Consider the following 19,319-nt stretch of genomic DNA (forward strand, 5'->3'; position numbering starts at 1 on the left):
GGTCAAATCCGGTGTAACCACGTTGAAGCGGTGAACAATTGACGACCATGACACGTGCGACCTTCGAGCGGCTCGGCGCCGGGCCGTCGGGCCCGAGACGTCGCCCCGGGCGAGGACCCGGCGCGGGGTCGGGAGGTCCCAAGCGCACGGGGCCCGGTGGGCGAAACGGCCGGGGTCCGCAGACTTTCGTGTTCCGTGCGCGCGCGGCGGGTGTGCTGGTCCTGCTGGTGGTCCTCGCGGTCGCGGTCAAGATGATCGTCGTGCACACCGTGCAGGCGGGCTCGATCTCTGCCGAAGCCGCGCAACAACGCGAGTACACCCAGGTTCTCACCGCCAAGCGCGGAGCGATCCTCGATCGCAACGGGCGTCCACTGGCCTATACCGACGAGGCCAGGTCGTTGACGTTCCTGCCCAAGGCCGTTCGCAAGTCGATCGAGGAAGAGAATCGCAAGAACCCGGCTCTGCCCGATGTCGAGACCAGACTGAAGGAGATCGCCAAGGGGGTGTCGGTGGCGCTCGGCGGGTCGATCAGCGAAGAAGATCTCCTCGAGAAGGTCACCGGCGAGGACACCTTCGTCTATCTCGCACGGTCGGTGAGTCCCGACGTCGCGTCGCGGATCACCGAAGAGTTCCCGGAGGTCGGCGCGGACCCGCAGAGTATTCGTCTCTATCCGGGCGGGTCCCTGGCGGCGAATGTGGTCGGCGACGTGAACTACGACGGCAACGGACTCATCGGACTCGAAGCGTCGCTGGATTCGATCCTGTCCGGCACCGACGGTTCGCGGACCTACGACCGTGGGTCGGACGGCGCGGTGATCCCCGGCAGCATGCGCAATGTGCACCCGGCCCTCAACGGTGCGACGGTCCGTCTCACACTCGACTCCGACATCCAGTGGTTCGTCCAGAGCCAGATCATGAAGGCCAAGCAGGCCTCGGGTGCTCGTGGGGCGTCGGCGGTCGTGCTGGATGCGAAGACCGGCGAGGTGCTGGCGATGGCGAACGACGGGACCTTCAACGCGTCGATCCCGCTCTCGGAGCAACCGGACGCCGAGTTGGGCAATCCCGCGGTCACGTCCCCGTTCGAGCCGGGGTCGGTCAACAAACTGATCGCTGCCGCGGCGGCCGTCGAATACGGGATCACCAAGCCGGACACGGTCCACCAGGTGCCCGGGAGCATCCGGATGGCGGGCGTGACGGTGCGCGACGCGTGGCCGCACGGGGTAGAGCCCTACACGACCACCGGCATCTTCGGTAAGTCGTCGAACGTCGGCACCCTGATGCTCGCGCAGCGGATCGGGGAGGAGCGCTTCGCCGACATGGTCAAGAAGTTCGGACTCGGACAGCGAACCGGGGTGGGGCTGCCTGCGGAGAGCGCGGGAGAGGTGCCCGCGCTGAGTCAGTGGTCGGGTGGTTCGTTCGCCAACCTGCCCATCGGACAGGGACTTTCGATGTCGCTGCTCCAGATGACCGCGATGTACCAGGCGATCGCCAACGACGGGCTGCGTATCTCGCCGCGGATACTGTCCTCGGAACAGCGCGACGGGGAGGCACCGGACGACCGCGCGCGGCCTCAACCCGTCCGTGTGGTGAGCGAGTCCACCGCCCGTGCCGTCCGGGACATGTTCCGGTCGGTGGTGCAGGACGATCCGACCGGCGAGCAACAGGGCACCGGGACCAAGGCGGCCGTCGACGGTTATCAGGTGAGCGGCAAGACCGGCACCGCGCAGCAGGTGGACCCGTCGTGTGGGTGCTACTCGAACTCGCGGTACAACATCACGTTCGCGGGCATCGCTCCCGCCGACAACCCGCGCTATGTCGTCGGAATCATGCTCGACAACCCGCGGCGGAGTTCCGACGGCTCCGGTGGCCAGTCGGCCGCCCCGTTGTTCTCGACCATCACGTCGTGGATGCTCCAGCGTGCGCAGGTGCCGCTGTCCGCGCCGACACCGCGGTTGACCCTGACCGCGCGCTAGGCCCGGGCACTTCGTCCGACCCGGACCGGCGGGCGATCGCAGGCCGGTCGCCCGGGGCGCACCGTGTGCCGGGACCGTCCGGGTGGGTCGGTATCGTGAGTGCGATTCTGTGCCCTCGGCGGAGGTCCGACGCGGCCCGCGGTCAACCTGATCCGCCGCCCGAACAACCGGTCCGTCCCGCACGACAACCCACAGTCCAGCGTGGGGCGCAGCCCCGAGCAGGCCGGCCGGCCCGCTCGCCCGAGAAGAACTGCCGACAGAAGAACCGAGGAGGCGAGGAGCACCGATGGCGTCTCGTCGACGATCACCCGACCGAGGTGATGGACCCATTCGTCCGCGCGAGGTCATGCCGACCCCCGTGTCCGTGCTGTCCACCGCCACCGGGGCCAGACTCGACCTCGTCGGCGGCGCCGACGCCGATACACAGGTGACGGGGGTGACCCTGCGGGCCCAGGAGGTCCGCCCCGGGGACCTGTTCGCCGCGCTGCCCGGGTCGAGCACGCACGGCGCGCGGTTCGCCGACCAGGCGGTGGCGGCCGGCGCGTCGGCCATCCTCACCGACCCGGCCGGCCGGGCCGAACTCGCCCGCGTGCTGCCGCCGGAGACCGCCGTGGCGGTGCTCATCCATCCCACGCCGCGCACGGTCCTCGGGAACGTCAGTGCCCGCGTCTACGGCAACCCGTCCCAGCGGCTCAAGCTGATCGGCATCACCGGCACGTCGGGCAAGACCACCACGTCCTACCTCGTCGAGGCGGCCCTGCTGTCCGCGGGCCATTCGGTGGGACTGATCGGCACCGTCGAGACGCGGGTGAACGGCGTCGCCCAGCCGAGTTCGTTGACGACACCCGAGGCGCCGACCCTGCAGGCGCTGCTCGCGTCGATGCTCGAGGACGGCGTCGACATCGTCGTCATGGAGGTGTCGAGTCACGCACTGGCGCTCGGCCGCGTCGACGGTGCGCATTTCGCGATCGGTGCGTTCACCAACCTCTCGCAGGACCACCTCGACTTCCACCAGACCATGCGTGCCTACTTCGATGCGAAGGCGCAGCTGTTCGTCCCGTCCGCGCCCACCCACGCCGTCCGTGCGGTCGTGTGCGTCGACGACGAGTGGGGACGACGCATGGCCGAGCTCGCGCGGCGTCCGGGAGAGGCCGCCCACCTGCAACCGGTGACGGTGTCCACCGGACCGACGCCGGCCCACTGGCACGCGGGTGCGTCGTCGCTCGACGCGGATGGGTCGTCGCGCACACCGTTCTCCGAGCCGGACGGAACCCACGAGCTCCACATCCCGCTGCCGGGCCGATACAACGTGGCCAACGGTCTGCTCGCGGTCGCCGTGGCGCACGCCGCAGGTGTGTCGGTGCCGGCTGCGCTCGATGCGGTGGCGTCGGTGAGCGTGCCGGGACGGTTGCAGCGCATCGACCGTGGGCAGTCCTTCCTGGCTCTGGTCGACTACGCGCACAAACCGGGTGCCGTCGAAGCGGTGCTGGCGACGCTGCGCGGACAGACGGGCGGACGCGTCGCCATCGTCATCGGCGCCGGCGGCGACCGCGACACCGGGAAGCGACCACTCATGGGGGAGGCGGCGGCACGCGGCGCCGAGCTCGTGATCGTCACCGACGACAACCCGCGTACCGAGGAACCCGGCGTGATCCGTGCCGAGGTGCTCGCCGGGGCGCAGACGGTGCCCGGGACCGACCGACCCGCTGGCGCCGAACCGATCCGCGAGATCGGCGACCGGGCCGCGGCCATCGAGGCGGCGATCGCGTGGGCGCGACCCGGCGACATCGTGCTGTTCGCAGGTAAGGGACACGAGGCAGGTCAGGAGATCGACGGCGTGAAGCATCCGTTCGACGACCGCGAGGTCGTGGCCCGCGCGCTGGAGTCCCGCACGTGGGGGCCGCGCACGGACGAGGCCCCGGGCTCGGCTGCCGAGGACCGGCGATGACCACACCATCGGTCACGGTGATCCGCGGGAACCCGCCGGTCTCCGTCGACGACGCCCGCCTGCTGCTCCGGCGCCTCGCCGAGTCGGCCGGCGCGGGCCGCACGTGGGCGATCATCGCCGAATTGGCCTCACCGAGCGGCCTGACCGAGAACCAGCGCGTGGTCGAACACGATCTGCTGGGTCGCCTGGCGGTCCGGCTGGCTGTCGACAAGACTCTCTGCGTGGGCGACTCGCGGTCGGTGCGCGCGCTTCATCAGGGCGCGGTCATGGAGGGTTCGTGGGGCGACGAAGCGCGCATCGTCGAGTCGGTGGACGAGGCCGCGGGTCTCGCCGACGCCGACCCGGACTGGCGGCCTGCGGCCGGCGACGTCGTCCTGCTGGCGACGGCCACGGCCGATCTCGACGCGGTGATCACCGCGTGGGGGCGAAGCGGGGGATGGCAGGTCGTCGACGCCGCGACCGGCGAGGAGACGGCGCCATGACCTACGGGGGAACCAGCAGGTCGGCGATGCCGCACCGGTGCGGGGCACAGGACAGGTTCGGGGAGACGCTCGTGGTCGAGCACAGGATTCCGGTCGGGTACGAAGAGGATGCGGGGGCAACGCGGTGACACAGATACTCCTCGCGGGCGCGATCGCGATCGCGGTGTCGATCCTGTTGACGCCGGTCCTCATCAAGGTGTTCTCCCGGCAGGGATTCGGGCAGGAGATCCGGGTCGAGGGCCCGCAGAGTCATCAGACCAAGCGCGGCACACCGTCGATGGGCGGTGTCGCGATCCTCGCCGCGCTCTGGGCAGGCTACTTCGGCGCCCATCTGATCGGGGTCTTCACCGACGCCGGGAACGGACCGACCGCATCGGGGTTGCTCGTCCTCGGACTCGCGACCGCGCTGGGCGTCGTCGGATTCCTCGACGACATCATCAAGATCCGCAAGCACCGCAATCTCGGCCTGAACAAGACGGCGAAGTCGATCGGCCAGTTCATCGCCGCCATCCTCTTCGGCATCCTGGTGCTGCAGTTCCGCAACGACTACGGGTACACCCCGGCGAGCACCAACCTGTCCTACGTCCGCGACATCGACGCGATCACGCTCGGGTCGGTGGTGTTCGTGGTCTTCTGCTGGCTCGTGGTGGCGGCGTGGTCGAATGCGGTGAACTTCACCGACGGACTCGACGGCCTGGCAGCCGGGTCGATGGCGATGGTCCTGGGCTCCTACGTCCTGGTCACCTTCTTCCAGTTCGTCAATGCCTGCGCGGGTGGCGCGAAACCACCCAGCGAGATCCCCACCGGCTGCTACCAGGTTCGCGATCCCCTCGACCTCGCGCTCATCGCGGTGGCCGGCGGCGGTGCATGCCTGGGCTTCCTGTGGTGGAATGCCGCGCCCGCCAAGATCTTCATGGGTGACACCGGCTCGCTGGCCCTCGGCGGGATGCTCGCCGGCCTGTCGATCACCACGCGTACCGAGCTGCTCGCGGTCGTCATCGGCGCCCTGTTCGTCGCCGAGATCATGTCGGTGGTCATCCAGATCGCCTTCTTCCGGACCACCGGCCGACGCGTGTTCCGGATGGCGCCCTTCCACCACCACTTCGAACTCGGCGGCTGGGCCGAGACGACGGTGATCATCCGATTCTGGTTGCTCACCGCCATCGCCTGTGCCCTCGGTCTGTCCCTGTTCTACGGCGAGTTCCTGACCACCAATGGCTGATCGCCCGGTGCCGGACCCGAAGACTGCCGGGCCCGACCCGCGCGAACTGGCCGGCCGGACCGTCGTGGTCGGTGGTGCCGGCACCGCGGGCCTGTCCGCGACCCGGTTCCTGGTGACGCTCGGCGCGCGGGTTCTGCTGGCCGACGACCGCTTCGCCGATCGCGATGCCTCCCCGGCCGATCGCGAGGCAGCGGCGGTGACGGTCGCCGGCGTCGCGGAACTGGCGTCGCACGGTGTCGAACCGGTCGCCGTGTCGGATCTGCTCGCCGCCCCCGGGCCCGACCCCGGCCCCCTGGCCACGGCCGCGGTGGTCATCGTGTCGCCCGGCTTCGCGCCCACCCACCACCTGGTCCGGGCGGCGGCCGCGAGCGGCGTGCCGGTGTGGGGTGAGGTCGAGCTGGCCTGGCGCGTCGACGCGTCGGGACTGCTGGGCCAACCGCGCACCTGGCTCGTGGTGACCGGAACCAACGGCAAGACGACGACCACCTCGATGCTCGCCGGGATCGTCGAGGCCTCGGGGCGTGCGGGCGCGGCCTGCGGCAACATCGGACTGCCGGTGCTCGATGCGATGCAGGCCCACCCCCGAGTGGACGTGCTCTGTGCCGAGTTGTCGTCGTTCCAGCTGCACTGGGCGCCCTCGGTTCGTCCGCATGCCGGGGTCGTGCTGAACGTCGCCGAGGATCACCTCGACTGGCACGGCACGTTCGAGGCCTACGCCCTCGCCAAAGCGGGCGCGCTGCGGGGCGCGGTGAGCGTCGTCGGACTCGACGATCCGATCGCGTCCCGCCTGCCCACGGCGGGCCGGCGCATCGGCTTCACCCTGAACGAGCCGCAACCCGGGCAGCTCGGAGTCGAGGACGGGCGGTTGACCGACCGCGCCTTCGAGGCCGGCGACCTGTTCGACGCCGACGCCGTCCGGCCGTCCGGGCCGTCGGGTGTCGCCGACGCATTGGCGGCGTCGGCCCTGGCGCTCGCGGTCGGCATCGGACCGGAGGCCGTCCGGGCCGGTCTGACGGCCTTCCGGCCGGCCGGTCACCGTGGTGAGGTCGTCGCGTCCCGGGACGGTATCGCCTTCGTGGACGACTCGAAGGCCACCAACCCGCATGCCGCGCAGGCAGCCGTGGCTGCCTTCGATCGGGTTGTCCTGATCGCCGGTGGCCTGCTCAAGGGTGCGTCGATGGACGAGATGCTCACCGCGGTGGGCGCACGGCTCGTCGGCGTGGTCGCGATCGGGCGCGACCGCGACCTCGTGATCGAGGCGATCGCGCGACACGCCCCAGAAGTCCCAACAGTCACAGTATTCACAGGAGACGATGGCACGGTGAACGTGCATCGTCCGGGCCAGGCCGGTCCCCAAACGTCAGCGGTTGATCTCCCGGGTACGGGCTCGTCGGCATCGGTGGCGGTCATGGACCGGGCCGTCGAGGAGGCCTGGGCGTTCGCCGTCGCGAGCTCGCCCGCCCCCGACGCGGTGCTCCTCGCCCCCGCGGCGGCCTCACTGGACATGTTCGCCGGATACGGCGCGCGCGGCGACGCCTTCGCCGCCGCCGCGCATCGGGTCGCCGGCTCTCCGCGCGCCGGACGGTGAGTCGGATGAGCAGCCGGACCCCGGCCGCGGACACCGAACCCGTCGACGACGTCGACGACTCGGCCGGTGTCGAGGACGCCGACAGCGGTAAGCGGACGAAGAACGAACGACCGGGCGCGACGCGCAATGCCGCCACCAAGCCGACGACCGGCGACGCGTCCGGTCGATCCGCCGGTGCCGCGGCCGCCGCATCGATCCCGGCGATCGTCGTGGAGGCGATCCGCAACCTGCTGGCCCGGCCGCTGGCGTCGTATCAGCTGATCCTCACGATGTCGTTCCTGCTCACCGCATTCGGTCTGGTGATGGTGCTCTCGGCGTCATCGGTCGAGGGGTACTCCAAAGAGGGATCGGCGTACGGACTGTTCGCCACGCAGGTGATCTTCGCGTTGCTCGGCCTCGTGGTCTTCTATCTGATGCTGCGCGTCCCGGTGCGACTCCTGCGGCGGTTCGCCGCCCCGTCGATGTTCGTCGCGGTGGTCCTGCTGACGCTGGTCCTCATCCCCGGTATAGGCACGCTCAGCCAGGGCGCACGACGCTGGTTCGTCATCTACGGATTGTCGGTGCAGCCGTCCGAGCTGGTGAAGGTCGCACTCTGTATCTGGGGCGCGCACCTGCTGGCCTCCCGTCGGCGAGACAACGCCTCACTGCGCGAACTGCTGGTGCCGCTCGTCCCGGTGGCGATGCTCGTGTGCCTGCTCATCATCCTGGAACCGAACCTCTCGACGACGATCACCATCGCGATCATCGTCGGCGCCCTCCTCTGGTTTGCGGGCCTGCCGGTCAAGGTGTTCGTCTCGTTCGCGGTGTCCGGCATCGCGCTCGCCGTGATCCTCGCCCTCGCCGAGGGGTACCGGTCCCAGCGCGTGATGAGCTTCCTCGGCAACGTCGATGACCCGCAGGGCGCCGGTTACCAGGCACGCCAGGCGACGTATGCCCTGGCGAACGGCGGGGTCTTCGGAGTGGGGCTCGGACAGTCGAGTGCCAAGTGGAACTATCTGCCGAACGCGCACAACGACTTCATCTTCGCGATCATCGGCGAAGAACTCGGGCTGCTCGGCGGGCTCATGGTGGTGTTCCTCTTCGTCGTCCTCGCCTACATCGGCTTCCGGATCGCGCATCGGTCGACCGATCCCTTCCTGCGCCTGATGTCGGCGACCATCACCGTGCTCATCACCGCGCAGGCCTTCATCAACATCGGCTATGTCATCGGGCTGCTACCGGTCACCGGAATCCAGCTGCCGTTGATCTCGGCGGGCGGCACGTCGACCCTGACCGTCCTCGCGATGCTCGGGCTACTCGCCAACGCCGCCAGACACGAGCCCGAAGCGGTGGCGACCCTGACCAGTGGGTCGCCGAGCCGCGTCGCACGGTGGTTACGCCTCCCCACGCCGGTGGCCTACCGGCAGACTCGTGCGGAGTCGTTGCGCGACCGGTTGGATCAGCGCCGCACGGGGGGACCGCGTGCGGCCACCGCAGGCGGCCGCGGGGGTCGAGGGCCGGTGTCGCGGCGTCGGCCACCGAGCGGACGAGCACCGTCGCCCGACGCCGGACGCAGCCGTGGGCGCTTCGCGCTGCCCTGGAAGCGCGGCAAGTCGTCGTCGCAGCCACCGCGCGACGATCGGAGGCAGGACCGGTCGGCTCCGCGGACCGGCGGCGGCAACACCTGGGGCGCCCGATCGGCGGCCTCCGGGCGCGCCGGCGGTCCCGCACGCCGCCCCCGACCTGGGACGTCTCCGCGAGACGGCGTCGACTACGGTGTCGGGTATCGGGGGAGTGGCCGGAGTGGGCCGAATGGTCGCGTACGCGGCGCGGGCCGCTGGTGAACGGTCCGGCACCGCGACCGGAGACCCGCTGACACGGGTTCTCCGCAGACATGATCAAGGCTGAAATGGAGTGACGACGCCGGTGAGTTCGGGTGCAGGACATGCTGATACGACCGGGCGGCCGAACGGCCGTCCGTTGTCGGTGGTCGTCGCCGGCGGTGGTACGGCCGGCCACATCGAGCCCGCTCTCGCCGTCGCCGACGCGGTCAGCCGTATCGATCCGACCGCCCGCATCACCGCGCTGGGCACCAGCCGGGGCCTCGAAGTCGACCTCGTCCCCGAACGCGGATACGACCTGCAGCTGATCCCGCCGGTGCCGCTGCCACGCAAACCGGGCCTCGACCTGGCGCGCACGCCGGGCCGGCTGCTCGGTTCGGTGGCCGCCACCCGCAAGGTGCTCGACGAGGTGGACGCCGACGTCGTCATCGGCTTCGGGGGCTACGTCTCCGTGCCGGCGTATCTGGCCGCGCAGATGCACCTGCGCCGGCGCAACCGAATCCCGATCGTCATCCACGAGGCCAATGCCTCGGCCGGCATCGCCAACAAGGTCGGTGCCCGGTTCGCCGACCGTGTCCTGGCCGCGGTCGACGGCTCGGGTCTGGATGCGACGGTCGTCGGGATCCCGGTCCGCGGTGTGCTCGCCGAACTCGACCGGTCGGCGCTGCGCGCCAAGGCCCGCCACTACTTCGGGCTCGACGACGATGCGCCGACGCTGCTCGTCTTCGGCGGATCGCAGGGCGCGCAACGACTCAACGATGCCGTGTCGGGTGCGGCGGAGACGCTGGGCAGGGCCGGCATCGGCGTGCTGCACGCATACGGCCCCAAGAACTCGATCGACCCCGCCGTCGTCGACGACGCACCGCCCTACCGGGCCGTCGGGTACCTCAAGCGCATGGATCTCGCGTACGCCGCCGCCGATCTGGTGATGTGCCGGTCCGGTGCGATGACCGTCGCCGAGGTGTCGGCGACCGGTTTGCCCGCGATCTACGTCCCGTTGCCCCACGGAAACGGCGAGCAGCGGCTGAATGCGCTGCCCGTCGTGGAGGCCGGTGGGGGACTGATCGTCGACGATGCGACGGTCGATGCCGAGTGGGTCGCCCGCGAAGTGCCTGCGCTGCTGAAGGATTCGGCGCGGTTGCAACGCATGTCGGTTGCTGCCGCGGGCACCGGGCACCGGGATGCGGCCGCGGCGGTGGCCGGCGCGGCGATCGAACTCGCCCGGGATTTCCGGGGTGGGCGCCGTCGGGGCGGGAGGTCGCGTCGTGAGCGATGACACCGCGTCGACCCCGGGGTCGCTCCCCGACGAATTGAGCCGCGTGCACATGGTCGGTATCGGCGGCGCCGGGATGTCGGGGCTCGCCCGCATCCTGCTGGCCCGTGGCGGTCAGGTGTCGGGATCGGATGCCAAGAACAGTCGCGGCATCCTCGAACTCCGGACGCGTGGCGCCCGGGTCCAGGTCGGACACGATCCGTCGGCGCTCGACCAGATCCCCGGCGGCCCGTCGGTCGTGGTGACCACGCACGCCGCGATCCCCAAGACCAACCCCGAGCTCGTCGCGGCACGCTCGCGCGGCATCCCGGTGCTCCTGCGTCCGCGTGTGCTGGCCCAGCTGATGTCGGGCTACCGCAGCCTGCTGATCGCGGGCACCCACGGCAAGACCTCCACGACCTCGATGGCGGTCGTCGCGCTGCAGCACGCCGGGACCGATCCGTCGTTCGCGATCGGTGGTGAACTGAACGAGTCGGGAACCAACGCCCACCACGGCGGTGACCCGGTCTTCGTCGCCGAGGCCGACGAGAGTGACGGCTCGCTGCTCGAGTACACGCCCGATGTCGTCGTGGTCACCAACATCGATGCCGACCACCTCGACTTCTTCGGTTCCCTCGATGCCTACGTCGAGGTGTTCGACCGGTTCGTCGCGCGGATCACCACCGGCGGTTCGCTCGTCGTGTGCCTCGACGACGCCGGATCGGCGGCCCTGGCGGGTCGTGTCGCGGAGTCGCTCGCCGCGCGCGGAGTGGAGGTCCTCGGATACGGACGCGGGACGCACGCGGCGTCGGCGCCGACCGTCCCCAACGTCGCGACCATGCTGTCCTGGGAACCGCGCGGGGTCGGGGGAGCCGCGACGGTCCGTTTCACCGCCCCGCTGTGCCCCGATGTCGAGGATCGCCAGCTGGTCCTCCCGCTGCCGGGAGAGCACATGGCGCTCAACGCGATCGCCGCGGTGATCGGTGCGGCACGGGTCGATGCGCCGTCCGGCGTGGGTCGGCTCGACGGCATCGTGGCCGGTATCGGTTCCTTCGGCGGCGTCCACCGCCGCTTCGAGTTCCGCGGGCAGCGCGGCGGTGTCGAGGTCATCGACGACTACGCCCACCATCCGACCGAGGTTCGTGCCGTGCTGTCGGCGGCGCAGGACATGGTCTCCGCCCGCGGCGGGCCGGGCGGGCGCGTCATCGCGGTGTTTCAGCCGCACCTCTACTCGCGCACGGTCGAATTCGCCGACGAGTTCGCAGCCGCCCTCGACCTCGCCGACGCGGTCGTGGTCGCCGATGTGTACGGAGCCCGCGAGGCCCCGATCCCCGGCGTCAGCGGTCGGACGATCTCGGACAAGCTGACCGTGCCCGGCATCTTCGCCCCGGACCTGTCGCGGCTGGCCGCGCAGGTCGCCCGGCTGACGCGGCCCGGCGACGTCGTCCTGACCCTGGGGGCGGGCGACATCACCATGCAGGGACCAGAGATCCTCGACGCGCTCGCCTCGGCGTCGACACCCGACGACACCGCGACCCGGACGAGTTCGACGGGATCACCGGTCGACGGTTCAGGAGATTCCGACGACCGGACGGGGCGGGTGTCGTGATCCGGTGGCCGGAGCGCCGCCGGTCCCGCGTTGTCCTCGGCACGCTCATGGTCGTTGCGCTGGGCGTCGGGCTCGTCCTGATCGCTTACCTCACCCCGCTGATGTCGGTGCGCGGCACCGACGTCCGCGACAACGGGTCCATCCCGGCGGACGAGATCCTGCGGGTGGCGGCCGTGCCGTCCGGAACTCCGTTGCTGCAGGTCGACACCCGGGCGGTGGCGCAGCGCGTCGCCACGATCCCATCGGTCGAGTCGGCGCGCGTCCAGCGGAGTTATCCGTCCTCGCTGACCATCACCGTCGTCGAGCGGGTGCCGGTCGTGATCGTCAACAACGGCGATGACGTCCACGTGCTCGACAAGTCGGGGGTCGCGTTCCTCGATTTCGACCGCGCACAGGGCGTCCCGCCCGAGGTGCTCAAGCTCCCGGTGCTCGACACCCCGAACCCGGGGCCGGCGGACCCGACCACCAGGGAGACCATCGCGGCAGTGGCGGGACTACCCGAATCTCTGGCGAGGCAGGTCATCCGGGTGACCGCGACCTCGCCGGTCGACATCGAGTTCACTCTGTCGGAGAAGCGCACGGTGGTGTGGGGGGACAGTGACCGCGGCGCCGAGAAGGCCCGGACCCTCACGCATCTGCTGACCCGGAAGGCGACGATGTACAACGTGTCGAGCCCCGAGTTCCCGGCCTATCGGTGACATCGCGGCGCACCGGGTCGTCGTCGAGGTCGGCGTGCGCGGGGGTGCGGACCCGGGTCAGAGGGCCCGGATATCGGCGAGTACTGACGAAAAGCCGGGAATCTCGGCGGAATTCGGTGCGACTTCCCGACACGCCGAGGGCGGATCTGGATACCTGGGCCCTCGATGCCTAGCGTCATGACCACAACGAGTTACTTGACATAACTCTAAATCTATGGTTCAGGTTTAGGGTTTGTGGCGAGCGGACGTGGGCCGGCCGGTTCACACGGACTAATCAAGACACGATCGCGAATCAACACGAGATCGACCACACAAGGAAGGCGAGCGCATGACGCCACCGCACAACTACCTGGCCGTCATCAAGGTCGTCGGCATCGGCGGTGGCGGCGTGAATGCCGTCAACCGGATGATCGAACAGGGACTCAAGGGAGTCGAGTTCATCGCGATCAACACCGACGCGCAGGCCTTGCTGATGAGCGACGCCGACGTCAAGCTCGACGTCGGTCGGGATTCGACGCGTGGACTCGGCGCGGGTGCCGACCCCGAGGTCGGTCGCCGTGCCGCCGAGGACGCCCGCGACGAGATCGAGGAACTCCTCAAGGGTGCCGACATGGTGTTCGTGACGGCGGGCGAGGGGGGCGGCACCGGCACCGGTGGCGCGCCGGTCGTCGCCCAGATCGCCCGCAAGCTGGGTGCGCTGACCGTCGGCGTGGTCACCCGGCCGTTCTCGTTCGAGGGCAAGCGTCGGGGCGGGCAGGCCGAGGCCGGTATCACCGCTCTGCGCGAGTCCTGCGACACGCTCATCGTCATCCCGAACGACCGGTTGCTCCAGCTCGGCGACGCGCAGGTCAGCCTGATGGACGCGTTCCGCAGTGCCGACGAGGTCCTCCTCAACGGCGTGCAGGGCATCACCGACCTCATCACGACCCCCGGCCTGATCAACGTCGACTTCGCCGACGTCAAGGGCGTCATGAGCGATGCAGGCAGTGCGCTGATGGGCATCGGCTCCGCGCGCGGCGAGGAGCGTGCGCGCAAGGCCGCGGAGTCGGCGATCAACTCGCCACTGCTCGAGGCGTCGATGGAAGGCGCCCGCGGCGTGCTGATCTCGATCGCCGGTGGCAGCGATCTCGGCCTGTTCGAGATCCACAACGCGGCGACCCAGGTGCAGGAAGCTGCGCACGAGGACGCGAACATCATCTTCGGCACGGTGATCGACGACAACCTCGGCGACGAGGTCCGGGTCACGGTCATCGCCGCTGGCTTCGACGGCGGCACGCCGAAGAAGCGTTCCGAGGTTCCGTCGGCAGCCGGACGTTCGGCTGTCGGGCAGGGTCAGGCCGGTGCCGTGACCCCGCCGCCGAAGAACGATCCGCTCTTCGGGGACATGCCGAAGGGTGCGGGCGATCCGTTCGAGCAAGAGCAGGAACCGCCCCGTCGCAACACCGTTCGGCTCGATGACGACGACGTCGACGTGCCGTCGTTCATGAAGCGCTGAGCTCCCGGATGCGGGTGCGTCGTGTGATCACCACCCGTGCCGGCGGGGTATCGGTGTCACCGTACGATTCGTTCAATCTGGGCGATCACGTCGGGGACGATCCAGAAGCGGTCGCGGCCAACAGGATTCGCCTCGCCGAGCAGATCGGGGTGGCCGCCGGGTCGGTGGTGTGGATGGAACAGGTCCACAGCCGCAACGTCACCGTGGTCGAGGGGCCGGTCGACGAGCCGGTGCCGGTCACCGACGCGCTCGTCACGACCACGCCCGGTCTCGCCCTCGCGGTGCTGTCCGCCGACTGCGTCCCGGTGCTGCTGAGCGACGACGAGGCCGGTGTGATCGCCGGGGTCCACGCCGGACGCGTGGGGGCCCGGATCGGCATCGTGCCCGCCACCTTGCGCGCGATGGTCGAGCTCGGCGCCCGTATGGACTCCATCGGCGCCTTCCTCGGTCCCGCCGCGAGCGGGGACCATTACGAGGTCCCAGCGCAGATGCAGGCCGACGTCGAGAAGCACCTGCCTGGCAGCGCGGTCCGTACCAAGAAGGGCACGGCCGGCCTCGACCTGCGCGCCGGCCTGCGGCGACAACTGCTGGAAGCAGGTGTCGCCGGCGTCGCGGTCGACCCGCGGTGCACGATCTCCGACCCGAGCCTGTTCAGTCATCGGCGTGGGGCGCCCACGGGCCGACTGGCGTCGGTCATCTGGATCGACCCGGATTCCGACGACGAGCGCGACGACGACGGTCCCGGCGCCGGGAGCGGAGCGAGCGGAGCGGGCGGGCCGAAGCGACACGACGAGCGGCGTCCGCTCGGGGAATGACCCCGGAGGCGAGAAGGATGGGGACATGACCGGGTCATCTGATGCGCGCACCGTCGAACTGGGGGAACGGCTCGCGTCTGTGCGTCGCCGCCTGGACTCCGCGGTCGAGGCCGCCCGCCGTCCGGCAGGTTCCTGCGAACTCCTCGTGGTGACGAAGTTCTTCCCCGCGGACGACATCCGCAGGCTGATGCGGCTGGGGGAGCGCGCATTCGGGGAGTCGCGTGAGCCGGAGGCCGGACGGAAGGTGGCCAGTGTGCTCGGGGATTGGGTGCTCGGTGACCGGGTGCTCGGTGACCGGGAGTCGCCGGACCCCGGCGACGTTCCCGTCTTCGACATGATCGGTTCGGTGCAGTCCAAGAAGGCGCGTTCGGTCGCCCGGTGGGCGCGCACGGTGCACTCCGTCGACCGTCCCAAGGTGGTCGACGCCCTCGACCGCGCCACCGCCGCGGCACTGGACGAACACGAGCGTGCCGACCCGCTCGGCATCCTGCTCCAGGTCAGCCTCGATGGCGACCCGCAACGCGGCGGAGTCGTCGAAGACGACCTGCCGGGCTTGGCGGAGCTCGTCGTCGGCGCGGATTCGTTGCGGCTGCGCGGTCTGATGGTCATCGCGCCGCTGAACGGCCATCCCGAGTACTGGATGGCCGAGACGGCGCGCATCCACGAGGCGTTCCGGGGCCGATTCGACGACGCGGCGCAGCTGTCGGCGGGTATGTCCGGGGACATGGAGACGGCGATTGCCGCTGGCTCGACATGCGTGCGTGTCGGAACCGGAATCATGGGTGAGCGGCCGCTAGTCTCTCAGTAATCACATTGGTAACACCAGAACCAAGTGACACAGCAAGCGCAAATAGCTCACTGACAACAGATGCACCACCCGGCACGGCAGCAACCGGCGTCGCACTACGAGAGAGGCCGTCAATGACCACGATGCAGAAGTTCAAGGCTTACTTCGGCATGGTGCCGCCCAGCGAGTACGAGGACGACTACCTCGAGGAGTCGGCCCCGTCGCTGCGTGAGCGGTCACGTGAGCGCGCCTACCGCGACGACTACTACGGTGAGTCGTCCTACGATCCCGGCTACGAGCCCTCGTTCCGGGACTCCGGTTACCGCGACGAGCTGGCCGACCGCCACCACTACGATGCCGGTTACGAGCTCGCCCCGGAGTACGTGGCGGAATTCGCCTACGCGGCTCCGCGCGCGGCGGGCGACGGTCCGATGCGGGCGCCCGGCCGTCTCGAGCCGCTGCAGCGCTCGTCGAGTGCGGCCCTGCGCGCCGCGGCCGCGCCGCGATCGATGGCCGCCGACCCGCGCGTCGAACTCGAGCGCGTCTTCGCCGACAGCCCGCTGCAGAAGATCACCACGCTTCGGCCGTCGGACTACGGCGAGGCCCGGACCATCGGCGAGCGGTTCCGCGACGGCAACCCGGTCATCATGGACCTCGTCGACATGAGCAACGACGACGCCAAGCGACTCGTCGACTTCGCCGCGGGCCTTGCGTTCGCACTGCGTGGATCGTTCGACAAGGTGGCCACCAAGGTGTTCCTGCTGTCGCCCGCCGACGTCGACGTATCGCCGGAGGACCGCCGCAAGATCGCCGAGACGGGCTTCTACAACCACGCCTGACCCACGTCGGGTACCTCGGTTCGCCGTCGCCCGTGATGTTCAGGCACTCTTGACGCGTGGCTGCGATTCTGTTGAGCGTCTTGTATTACCTCCTGCTGATCTTCTGGTTGCTCCTCCTGGGCCGGTTGGTCGTCGAACTGGTCCGCACCTTCGCCCGCGAGTGGCGACCCACCGGGCCCGCGGTGGTCGTCATCGAGATGGTGTTCACGGTGACCGACCCGCCGATCAAGGCTCTGCGTCGCATCCTCCCGCCGATCCCGCTCGGTCCCATCCGGCTCGACCTGTCGCTGATGATCGTCATGCTCGTCGTCATCATCGGTATGAACATCGTGAACGGTCTGCGCGCCGACGCCCTGGCCGACTCGCTGGCGATCGCCGGACCCCTCCTCCGCCCGTGATGTCCCCGCCCCGGATCGTGCACCGACGGGGCGCACTCGATCCGGCGGCGGGTATCCCGCGGTACGGCGATGGTCTACCGTGTTAAGTCATCTTCGGATGACTGTTTCATTCCAACAGCGCATCGGAGAGATGCAACCAGCGGTTCGCATGTGACAGGATTGGTCGCCAGTTACAATTTTTGACTGGTATGAATAGTTAGTGACAACCTGTATTGGTCGAACGACTCACCGTCGCGCGATCCGGGTTGGACGGCCCGCCAACTGAACACAAGTTCACCACCAGACACGAGGGGAACCGACATGCGGCTGACTCCAGCTGATGTGCACAACGTCGCGTTCAGCAAACCGCCCATCGGTAAGCGCGGTTACAACGAGGATGAGGTCGATCAGTTCCTCGACTTCGTCGAAGCCGAGCTCGCCCGGCTGATCGAGGAGAACACCGACCTCAAGCAGCGCGTCGAGGAGCTCGAAGGTGAGCTCGCCGACGCCCGCTCCGGTGGCGGCGCCTCGGCGGACGACCGGACCCAGATGTTCGCCAAGCCCGCGGCGGCGCCCGAGCCCCCGGCTCCCACACCACCCCCGGCCCCGCAGGCCACCAACGACGACGCCAATGTGCGCGCTGCTCGAGTGCTCGCACTGGCCCAGGACACCGCGGACCGTCTCACGGGCAGCGCCCGAGCGGACGCGGACGCGATGCTCTCCGATGCCCAGACCCGCGCCGACACGCTGGTTTCCGAGGCTCAGACCAAGTCCGACGCCATGCTCGCCGATGCCCGCCAGCGGTCGGAGGCCATCCTGGCCGACGCGCAGACCCGGTCGGAGGCGCAGCTGCGTCAGGCCCAGGAGCGCGCTGATGCGCTGCAGAGCGACGCCGAGCGCAAGCACAGCGAGATCATGGGCACGATCAACCAGCAGCGTGGCGTGCTGGAAGGTCGCATCGAGCAGCTCAAGACCTTCGAGCGTGAGTACCGTACGCGTCTCAAGACGTACCTCGAGTCGCAGCTCGAGGAACTCCAGCAGCGTGGCAGCGCCGCCCCGGTCGAAGGCGGCCGGCCCGATCAGTCGTTCTCGAACGATCCGGGTAACGGTGGATTCAGCAGCTACTCGCCCAGCTGATCCGGGCGAGTCATTGCGCACTAGGCTGGTGATGTGCTGACCCTGGCCCTGGCCGCGACCCTGCTGGGGTTCGTGCTGCTCATCCTCGGTCTGATCACCGGGACCGTGTGGCTGGCGGTTGCGTGCATCGTCGTCTGTCTCGTCGGCCTCGGGTTCCTTCTGGTGGATGTCTTCGCCGGCCGTAAGGGCGACGCGGGTCGGTCACTCGAGGACATGGTCCCGGGTGCGCGACGCGACGTGACCGGCTCCGGTGCCGAATCGTCCGACGACGGAATCGAACCGACCACGAGCGAACGCGGATCGGCGGGCGATGCCGATGCGCCCACGCGTCAGTACAGCGTGGCCGGTCACGACGGGCCTGCCGAATCCGGGTCGACCGGATACCGACCCGGTGACTTCGAGCCGGGCATGGCGGCGCCCGGAGGCGCAGTGCCCGTAGATCGCCCCGCCTCGGGCCGTCCCGCTCCCGAGCGCCGCGAGGGCAACCTCGAGGACTACCTGCGTTCCGTCGGTGCCGACGCGCCGGCCGGCGACGCCCCGTTCCGGGACAACGCCCCCGAAGGTCCTGTCGCGCCTGGTGGAAGGCCCGGTCCTGCGGATGGGCAGACCCCGCCGCGCTATGGGTCGCCACCTCCCGGCGCGGTTCCGCAGCGGCTACAGCCCGGCTCGGACCAACAGTGGAGCCAGCAACCCGGCCCGCGGCAATCGCGTCCTCAGCAGCAACCGGGTCCTCCGCAGCCGGGTCCTCAGCAGGCCGGCGATCGTCGGTCCGGACCGCCTCAGGCGTGGGGACAACGGCCTCCGGCCGCCCCGTCGTCACCGGGTCCTCGACCGTTCGATCCGGCTCAGTCGGGGTGGGTGCCCGAGGATGTGCCCGGCGGCGACACCGCCGGAGGTGACGACTGGGCGACGCCCTCCGAACGTTCCGACGTCGACTCCCCACCGCGTCGTCGACGCGCGGATTTCGACCCGCTTGATCCGAACTGGCATCCGCCGCCGAGCTGACCCGCTTGGCCCGTTCGCCCGACCGGGTGTGGCATCGCTACACTGGTCCACGCGTCGATCCGGCCATCACCGGGGAGCGCCCGGAAGAACAGGACCCTCGGGTCCTTAGTAGAACCGGGCGGGCGCGGCCCGTCACAGCCGCAGGATCGTCCGGTGACCCACCGCGGCGGTTCGACGAGTGGCGCCGGATCCCGGCGCAAGCGGGGTGGTACCGCGCAGACCTCCGGTGTGCGTCCCCGTGCCGATGAGACATCACCAGGCACGAGGAGACG

The 19,319-nt window shown here is 69.8% G+C and carries 16 protein-coding genes; all 16 read left to right on the top strand.

Translation table 11 applies throughout. The features are described 5' to 3' along the window. The first annotated feature begins 47 nt into the window (after positions 1-47). The 16 genes from ACFW3F_RS11695 (at position 48) to ACFW3F_RS11770 (ending at position 19,047) form a co-directional block, all read left to right on the top strand. On the top strand, positions 48-1,973 hold the full coding sequence (locus ACFW3F_RS11695) for a peptidoglycan D,D-transpeptidase FtsI family protein (RefSeq protein ID WP_388057405.1): 1,926 nt from the start codon (positions 48-50) through the stop codon (positions 1,971-1,973). 286 nt (positions 1,974-2,259) lie between these two features. Next, positions 2,260-3,921 (top strand): UDP-N-acetylmuramoyl-L-alanyl-D-glutamate--2,6-diaminopimelate ligase, encoded by a 1,662-nt coding sequence (locus ACFW3F_RS11700; RefSeq protein ID WP_388057407.1) that lies wholly within the window; start codon positions 2,260-2,262, stop codon positions 3,919-3,921. Further along, a complete protein-coding gene (locus ACFW3F_RS11705) occupies positions 3,918-4,403 on the top strand; it encodes a UDP-N-acetylmuramoyl-tripeptide--D-alanyl-D-alanine ligase (RefSeq protein ID WP_388057409.1) in 486 nt (161 codons plus the stop codon). Before ACFW3F_RS11700 ends, ACFW3F_RS11705 begins: the two co-directional genes overlap by 4 nt. 124 nt (positions 4,404-4,527) lie before the next feature. After that, a complete protein-coding gene (gene mraY, locus ACFW3F_RS11710; RefSeq protein ID WP_159371047.1) occupies positions 4,528-5,625 on the top strand; it encodes a phospho-N-acetylmuramoyl-pentapeptide-transferase in 1,098 nt (365 codons plus the stop codon). Continuing rightward, on the top strand, positions 5,618-7,213 hold the full coding sequence (gene murD / locus ACFW3F_RS11715) for a UDP-N-acetylmuramoyl-L-alanine--D-glutamate ligase (protein ID WP_388057411.1): 1,596 nt from the start codon (positions 5,618-5,620) through the stop codon (positions 7,211-7,213). Before mraY ends, murD begins: the two co-directional genes overlap by 8 nt. A gap of 5 nt (positions 7,214-7,218) precedes the next feature. Further along, positions 7,219-9,036 carry a putative lipid II flippase FtsW gene (gene ftsW / locus ACFW3F_RS11720; RefSeq protein WP_388057413.1) on the top strand — a complete coding sequence of 606 codons (1,818 nt, stop codon included), beginning with the start codon at positions 7,219-7,221 and terminating at the stop codon, positions 9,034-9,036. Between the two features lie 82 nt (positions 9,037-9,118). Continuing rightward, on the top strand, positions 9,119-10,309 hold the full coding sequence (murG, locus tag ACFW3F_RS11725) for an undecaprenyldiphospho-muramoylpentapeptide beta-N-acetylglucosaminyltransferase (protein ID WP_388057415.1): 1,191 nt from the start codon (positions 9,119-9,121) through the stop codon (positions 10,307-10,309). Between the two features lie 49 nt (positions 10,310-10,358). After that, positions 10,359-11,894 (top strand): UDP-N-acetylmuramate--L-alanine ligase, encoded by a 1,536-nt coding sequence (murC, locus tag ACFW3F_RS11730; protein WP_388057456.1) that lies wholly within the window; start codon positions 10,359-10,361, stop codon positions 11,892-11,894. Beyond that, positions 11,891-12,592 carry a cell division protein FtsQ/DivIB gene (locus tag ACFW3F_RS11735; RefSeq protein ID WP_388057417.1) on the top strand — a complete coding sequence of 234 codons (702 nt, stop codon included), beginning with the start codon at positions 11,891-11,893 and terminating at the stop codon, positions 12,590-12,592. The genes murC and ACFW3F_RS11735 overlap by 4 nt, the downstream gene beginning before the upstream one ends. 328 nt (positions 12,593-12,920) lie before the next feature. Then, positions 12,921-14,087, top strand: a complete 1,167-nt coding sequence (gene ftsZ, locus ACFW3F_RS11740) for a cell division protein FtsZ (protein ID WP_388057419.1) — start codon at positions 12,921-12,923, stop codon at positions 14,085-14,087. Between the two features lie 8 nt (positions 14,088-14,095). Then, on the top strand, positions 14,096-14,902 hold the full coding sequence (gene pgeF, locus ACFW3F_RS11745; RefSeq protein WP_388057421.1) for a peptidoglycan editing factor PgeF: 807 nt from the start codon (positions 14,096-14,098) through the stop codon (positions 14,900-14,902). Between the two features lie 25 nt (positions 14,903-14,927). Next, complete coding sequence (locus ACFW3F_RS11750) at positions 14,928-15,710, top strand: YggS family pyridoxal phosphate enzyme (protein ID WP_388057423.1); 783 nt, start codon at positions 14,928-14,930, stop codon at positions 15,708-15,710. A gap of 113 nt (positions 15,711-15,823) precedes the next feature. Continuing rightward, entirely contained in the window at positions 15,824-16,528 is a 705-nt protein-coding gene (locus ACFW3F_RS11755; protein ID WP_388057425.1) for a cell division protein SepF, read from the top strand. A gap of 56 nt (positions 16,529-16,584) precedes the next feature. Further along, positions 16,585-16,926, top strand: coding sequence for a YggT family protein (locus tag ACFW3F_RS11760; RefSeq protein ID WP_388057427.1), 342 nt, complete (start codon positions 16,585-16,587; stop codon positions 16,924-16,926). Positions 16,927-17,226: 300 nt separating this feature from the next. Then, positions 17,227-18,042: a DivIVA domain-containing protein gene (locus tag ACFW3F_RS11765; protein WP_388057429.1), complete on the top strand. Its 816-nt coding sequence runs from the start codon at positions 17,227-17,229 to the stop codon at positions 18,040-18,042. Positions 18,043-18,075: 33 nt separating this feature from the next. Beyond that, positions 18,076-19,047: a hypothetical protein gene (locus tag ACFW3F_RS11770; RefSeq protein ID WP_388057431.1), complete on the top strand. Its 972-nt coding sequence runs from the start codon at positions 18,076-18,078 to the stop codon at positions 19,045-19,047. Positions 19,048-19,319 lie beyond the last annotated feature (272 nt).

Source organism: Gordonia sp. NPDC058843 (assembly GCF_042743165.1).
Lineage (GTDB): Bacteria > Actinomycetota > Actinomycetes > Mycobacteriales > Mycobacteriaceae > Gordonia.

Coding starts and splice junctions, on each gene's coding strand:
- ACFW3F_RS11695 (WP_388057405.1), top strand. CDS start 48: ATGACACGTGCGACCTTCGAGCGGCTCGGCGCCGGGCCGTCGGGCCCG.
- ACFW3F_RS11700 (WP_388057407.1), top strand. CDS start 2,260: ATGGCGTCTCGTCGACGATCACCCGACCGAGGTGATGGACCCATTCGT.
- ACFW3F_RS11705 (WP_388057409.1), top strand. CDS start 3,918: ATGACCACACCATCGGTCACGGTGATCCGCGGGAACCCGCCGGTCTCC.
- murD (WP_388057411.1), top strand. CDS start 5,618: ATGGCTGATCGCCCGGTGCCGGACCCGAAGACTGCCGGGCCCGACCCG.
- ftsW (WP_388057413.1), top strand. CDS start 7,219: ATGAGCAGCCGGACCCCGGCCGCGGACACCGAACCCGTCGACGACGTC.
- murC (WP_388057456.1), top strand. CDS start 10,359: ATGGTCGGTATCGGCGGCGCCGGGATGTCGGGGCTCGCCCGCATCCTG.
- ftsZ (WP_388057419.1), top strand. CDS start 12,921: ATGACGCCACCGCACAACTACCTGGCCGTCATCAAGGTCGTCGGCATC.
- pgeF (WP_388057421.1), top strand. CDS start 14,096: ATGCGGGTGCGTCGTGTGATCACCACCCGTGCCGGCGGGGTATCGGTG.
- ACFW3F_RS11750 (WP_388057423.1), top strand. CDS start 14,928: ATGACCGGGTCATCTGATGCGCGCACCGTCGAACTGGGGGAACGGCTC.
- ACFW3F_RS11755 (WP_388057425.1), top strand. CDS start 15,824: ATGACCACGATGCAGAAGTTCAAGGCTTACTTCGGCATGGTGCCGCCC.
- ACFW3F_RS11765 (WP_388057429.1), top strand. CDS start 17,227: ATGCGGCTGACTCCAGCTGATGTGCACAACGTCGCGTTCAGCAAACCG.